Source organism: Mesorhizobium sp. P2_D1 (genome assembly GCF_056404455.1).
Genome location: NZ_JBFUDZ010000104.1, coordinates 1 through 5,940, shown reverse-complemented (window position 1 = coordinate 5,940; position 5,940 = coordinate 1). Strand labels below are relative to the sequence as shown.

At 59.7% G+C, this 5,940-nt stretch carries 4 protein-coding genes; 3 read left to right on the top strand and 1 reads right to left on the bottom strand.

Annotated elements, in window-relative coordinates; genetic code table 11:
• Positions 1-566, top strand: a 566-nt coding sequence (locus AC1D0I_RS31960) for a glycoside hydrolase family 16 protein (protein WP_477400106.1), incomplete at its 5' end; no start/stop codon positions are given.
• Between the two features lie 76 nt (positions 567-642).
• Here AC1D0I_RS31960 and AC1D0I_RS31955 read toward each other — a convergent pair.
• Complete coding sequence (locus AC1D0I_RS31955; protein ID WP_477400105.1) at positions 643-2,103, bottom strand: caspase family protein; 1,461 nt, start codon at positions 2,101-2,103, stop codon at positions 643-645.
• 190 nt (positions 2,104-2,293) lie between these two features.
• On the opposite strand from AC1D0I_RS31955, the gene AC1D0I_RS31950 reads away from it, so the two are divergent.
• On the top strand, positions 2,294-3,019 hold the full coding sequence (locus tag AC1D0I_RS31950) for a hypothetical protein (protein ID WP_477400104.1): 726 nt from the start codon (positions 2,294-2,296) through the stop codon (positions 3,017-3,019).
• 240 nt (positions 3,020-3,259) lie between these two features.
• A partial coding sequence (locus AC1D0I_RS31945) for a beta strand repeat-containing protein (protein ID WP_477400103.1) occupies positions 3,260-5,940 on the top strand: 2,681 nt, incomplete at its 3' end.

Here is a 5,940-nt window from a genome sequence, read left to right as displayed (position 1 = left end):
ATATCCAGAACGGTGTTCTCACGATTACCGCCGCCAAGGCCCCAGACGCTATCAAACCCTACATAAACAACTACCAATACACGTCAGGTTTGCTGACGACGCACGACTCCTTCGCGCAGACCTACGGTTATTTCGAAATTCGGGCCGACATGCCCGAAAAACAGGGCGCATGGCCGGCCTTCTGGCTTCTGCCGGCGGACGGCTCCTGGCCACCGGAGTTGGACGCCATAGAGATGACCGGTCAGGATCCAAACAAGCTCCTTTTGACAAGCCACACGAACGAGACGGGAACGCACACAACAGTATCCTCCACGCCCTATGTCGCCGATACCGGAGGGTTCCACAAATACGGGGTGCTGTGGACGGAAAACGAACTCGTCTGGTATTTCGACAACGTCGAAGTGGCGCATGCCGCAACGCCTGCCGACATGCACGAGCCGATGTATATGCTGGTCGATCTCGCGGTTGGCGGCATCGCGGGAACGCCCGCCGACGGGCTTGCGACACCTGCGGAGATGCAGATCGACTACATCCATGCCTACTCGTTGCACGATTGGATTGTCTAGGCGCAACCTGACGGTGGATGGTGGGTCGGTCAGGAAATCAAGGGCAGTAACCAAGCGCGCCTGACCGCCAATATCCCTAGAACACGCCACCAATGCCTATGCCCGCACCAATGTCCGGCGGGGGCGCTGCGGGGCGTTGCGGGGCGGCCTGTGACCGTTTCGCGGCCTTGCGGCCGGAGCTGGTTTGCGAGGGGTCGGCTTCCGACGCAACTTTAGCCGGCTTGGCCTTTACGATGACCGGCTGCTTGCAGATTCTGCCGGAGCGCAGGAAGAGATCGCCGAGCAAGCCGACGGTCGGCTCGGTCGTCGATGCGACCTGTTTGGTGTTTCTGTAGTAGTCGGTAAGGGCGCGGATGGAGCCGGTGCCCCAATCGCCGTCAACCTGCATCCGGTAGCAACCCAGGCGACGAAGTTCCGTCTGGATGCTGCGCGCAAGATCGCCAGCCTTGTCCTTTTCCGCTTCGCCCGCCGATGCGCCGACAATGAGGGTTTCGAGGCCGGAGACGACGTTTTGGCGAGCATCTTCAACACTTTCAGCTGGCGACAGATTGGCGACCTGAGTGCCGACCGGCTCGGGTGCACCGGTTGACGGTGCCGGAATCTCGACCGACCGCAACGTCTGCCCGACGACGAGCACGGCAGTTTGCAGGTCGCTGGAGGCAAGCTCGACCTGCAATCTCTTCTTGGCGATGGGGTCGGCCAGAATTCGCGAAAGGCTTGCGCTCAACTGTGCCGGATCGAGTGCCTGCTGCTCCGTGAAATAGAACTGCTCGCGCAGGTTCGATTGATCCCACGGCACTTGACGGCCAACCGTCAATGCTTCGGTTTCGTTTCGGACGCGGATCATCATGTCGGAGACGCTCAGTCCGGGGATCTCGAGGTTCTTCAGCAACGCAACGGTAAACGGGCTGTTTTCGCCGCCGCCATCGGCCGTGACATTGCCGGGCTGCGTGGCAAAGGCAACGAACGTGTTTTCACCGACGTCAACTTGCGCCAGACCATTGCCGGCACCGGCGCCGGGACCGAGCGGATTGTTGCGGCACGCGTCCAGGAATATGAATGTCTGGCGGTCCCGGCGCGCGAACCTGGCGATGACGTCATTCAGCTTGATGGCGCTGGCCACCAGTTTTTCCAGGCTTTCGGGGTCGGGCGTATCGACCGGGAGCAGGTAGTTTTCACCATTCAACTGCACGCCATGGCCGGCATAGAAAATCAAGACTGCACTGGCGGTCGGCAACTTTGCATCGGCGTCTCGAAGCAGTTTGGTGAAACCCTCGGTCGAAAGATCGGTTCCCGTCAGGACTTCGAAATTCAGCCGCTTCAGGCTCTCCGAAAGTCGTGTGGCATCGTTTGCCGCATTGGGGAGATGCTCGAGCCGGGTGCTTTGATAGTTTGAATTGCCGATGACGATCGCCAGCCGGTTGCGGGGCTGCGGCGACGGGTTCTGCTCGACCGCGGCGCGAGCGCCAGCTGAGCCAAAAAGCACGAGAAGCAGAAGCAGCGGGATGCGAAGCAGGAGTTTGTGGCAATGGGTCATATCAGTATGCCCGTTCCGGTCTGCGTCAATCCTGGTCTTGCAACCTTCGAAGCGCACCCCACGCAAATACAGTCATGCCTGAGCGTATGGACCCCGTGCCGCCAAAGGCCTGCAAAAATTTATACCAAGAATCATGTCAAAGATAGGGAAAACGGGTTTGTATGCTCTCAGATGGACTGAGGAGGACGCGATGCCGATCAAGATCAACCTTGCGCTGCCGGTTTATGGAGCAGCCTACAAAAGTGTGTTCGTTCGCAGCCTCTTCGCGGCCCTGACCCACAAGAGCCTGTCCAGCTACGCCTTCTCGCTGTCGGAAATCGAGTACACGGATATTCCGTTTTCCCGGAACTACCTGCTGACCAATTTCTACTACAACAAGCCGGATTGCAGCCACATCCTGATGATCGACAGCGACATGGGCTTTTCGCCCGATCTCATCGCGGCGATGCTGGCGCTGGACAAGCCGGTGGTCGGCACTTTGTATCCCCGGCGCCTGGTCGATCTTCGCAAGCTCCACTCGCTGTCGAAACTGCCCTTCGACAAGGCCTTCGCGCGGAGTCTGGAGTTCCTCGGAACCATCATCGAACCGCGCGAAGAGATGGGCGGCTTTGTCAGGGTATCGCTATGTGGCACGGGCATCTTCTTGGTTTCCCGCGACTGTGTGACGACGATAATTGAGAAACTGCCCGAAACGGTGAACCGGTCGCGCTACAGAAACAACAAATACACCGCACAGTTCGAGAGCTTTCTGACGCCGTTTTCAAAGATCGTGACGCCGGACGTGGATTTGCCCACCGATTTTTCTTTCTGTCACCGCTGGGCGCAGCAATGTGGCGGCGAAATATGGGCAAGCTACAATCGCAAGGTTGCTCATGCGGGAGACCTGACCGTTTCCGCGGCCTATTCTGATCTCTAAGATGTGCCCTTTGAACTGTGAACATGGGTGTAAACAGCTCGCTTCGAGCTTTTCTATAGTGACCTTCTCGCCACAGATGGCCTTATAGTGGCCGAGGGCGAACGTCTAACCATTGCCGCAGAGCAGCCCGCCACGTACACTCAAGGTCAAGCAAGTCGACGAGCCCCATCAGATGGGTCGGGGACCTATCTTAATTGCCTTAATTTGTGACGGTATCGATTTCTCGTAAGGTGGAGTCGAATGAGAGTGCCGCGCGAGGCCTATCAGTTGGCAGGTGTTTCGCTGCTCGCGTTGGCGGCAGCATCCACTTTCCAAATATCTGGCGCGGCAGCCTGCTCCGCTGCCGCGAGCGGCACCGCGACAACGGTCGGCTCAGGCATCTCGGCCGTGACGACGTTCGAAACGACGTCGGTCACGGTCAAGTGCACAACAACCGGAAATGTCCAGGACATCAACGGCGCATTCGCGACAGGGTTCAAGGGTTACCAAGGGCAAGACAACAGCTCGTCGACTGTCATCGTCAACAATTATGACGGCAATGGCGACGACATTGTAAGCATCGTTGGCGGCATCCTGGACAACATTACGGCTACGCCCAACGTAAGTGGCCTGCCGCCGATAACGTCGGAGGTTACGACCACCTTGGAGCCGGGAGCGGGGACCGTCCAACTCCTTGGCGGCAACGACCAGTTTGAGATGTCATATGGGGATTTCGACGGCGAGCCATTCGGCCCCAACGTCATGGCCAATCTCAATACCGGGGCGGGCGATGACAAGGTCGTCATCCAGGCCGGCAGCATTCAGGACATCGACCTTGGCGAAGGCAATAATTCGCTGGAGATGACCGGCGGTCAAATCAACGGTTCAGTCTTCGGCGGAGACGGCATCGACACCATCACCATTGGCAGCGATACAAGCGTCGTCGATGGCGCCGGCGGCGTTGTCACCGGATCTGTTTTCACCAATGGCGGCGCCGATATCGTCACCATCAAGAACGGCGCCATAGTTTACGGCGACTCGGAAGGAGGAGGTTCTATCGGGCTTGGCGACGGCGACGACCATTTCACCATGCCTGGTGGCATCCTCGAAGGTAGTCTGAGCGGCGACGGTGGCAACGACACGCTGGCAATCAGCGGTGGCGCGATCCACAGCTACGTGACCGGAAACGCAGGCGACGACCAGATCACGATCAACGGCAATGCCGCGGTCGATCTCTACGTTGATGGAGATATCGGAAACGACACGATAACGGTCGGCGGCAGAGCCACCATCGGCGGCAGCATATTCGGCAACGAAGGCAACGACACCGTCAACATCAACGGCGGCACCATCGGGACGACCGCGGCTCCGGGCATCGTCGACCTCGGCGACGGCGCCGATATTTTCAACATGACCGCGGGCCGTGTAACCGGTTCGGTTTTCGGCGACGGCGGCGGCAACACCTATGACGTGAGCGGCGGTAGGATTGACGGTTCGATTTTCGCCGGCAGCCAGAACGACAACGTCACGATCTCGGGCAACGCCAGTATCGGGATCGATCTTGGTGAGGGTGGGCACGGCGTCGATTCTGTCGGCCTGGAAGATGGCAACGACAGCTTCCTGATGACCGGCGGCACGCTCGGCGGCGCCGTGAGCGGCGGCGCGGGCAATGATACGATCGATCTGCGCGGCGGCACGATAAACAGTTTCATCGAAGGCAATGATGGCAACGACCGGATTTTTGTATCCGGTGGCGTAGTAACCGGTGAAATCATCGGTGATCTCGGCAACGATACAATCACCATCAGCGGCGGAACGATCGCTGGGTCGGTTTCCGGCAATGACGGCGATGACCACATCAGCATCTCGGGCGGCACCATCGCCAGTTCGGTCAACGGCGGCACCGGCAACGATACGATAACCGTCAGCGGCGGCGCCATCACTGGGAACGTAACTGGCGACGACGGTGATGATACCGTAGCCGTCTCCGGCGGAACCATCCACGGCAGTGTCAGCGGCGGTGCCGGATTCGACCAGGTTTCAGTTTCGGGCGGCACCATCGAGGGTGGCATCGACGCAGACCACGTCCATCTCTCCGGCGGCACGATTGGCGGCAGCATCACCGGAATCGGCGCCAACACGCTGATCATCGATAATGTGGGCACGGTCGATCCGCTCAACCTAGCCGACGGGGTCCTGTTCAGCGGCACGGGCGCCAACGGCACCGTCACCGGCACCGACCTCGCTGCCGGCGGCAAGAGCCAGAACTTCACCGGCTTCGACAATTTCTCGGCCAACGCCTCAACGCTCCGCTTCAGCGGCGGCACGCAAGGCATCAACCAGCTCAATCTTGGCAACGGCTCGACGCTGTTCATCAACGGCAACGTCAACATGCCAGGTTCGATCATCGCGACGAATTCGCTGATCAACATGACGGACGGTGCAGCCAACGACGTGTTGACGCTCGGCGGCCTCACGCTCAACGGCGCCAGGATCAGCCTCGACATCAACCAGCAGACGTTGCAGTCGGATCAACTGGTTGCCAGCGCGTTTTCCGCCACAGGCGCCAACACCATCATCGTCAATCTGCTGGGCACGCCGCAATTCGCCCAAGCGACCGATATCCCGCTCATCGTCTCGACCGGCGGACCGATTGCCGGAACCTTCAGCGTCGTGGGCATTCCCGGCACGCCGGGTTCGCTTTTCACCTATGAGGTCGTAACTGGCCCGAATGGCGGCTTGTTCCTGCGTGCTACTCCGGCCAATTTTGGTATTGCCGCGGCGCCCACCAGCGCCACCAACGCCGGCGCGGTCACGGTGGCAATCGACGCCCTCTACGGCATAAACCGTGATGCGATCGATGCTGACCTCAACCTCTCGCCCGCAACCGGGGGGGCAATGGTGCCGGTTTCGTCCAGCTTCGGCGTCTTCGCCTCCGGCCA

Bases quoted from the DNA above. Each gene is read 5' to 3' on its own strand.
- AC1D0I_RS31950 (WP_477400104.1), top strand. From the start codon at position 2,294: ATGCCGATCAAGATCAACCTTGCGCTGCCGGTTTATGGAGCAGCCTAC.
- AC1D0I_RS31955 (WP_477400105.1), bottom strand. From the start codon at position 2,103: ATGACCCATTGCCACAAACTCCTGCTTCGCATCCCGCTGCTTCTGCTT.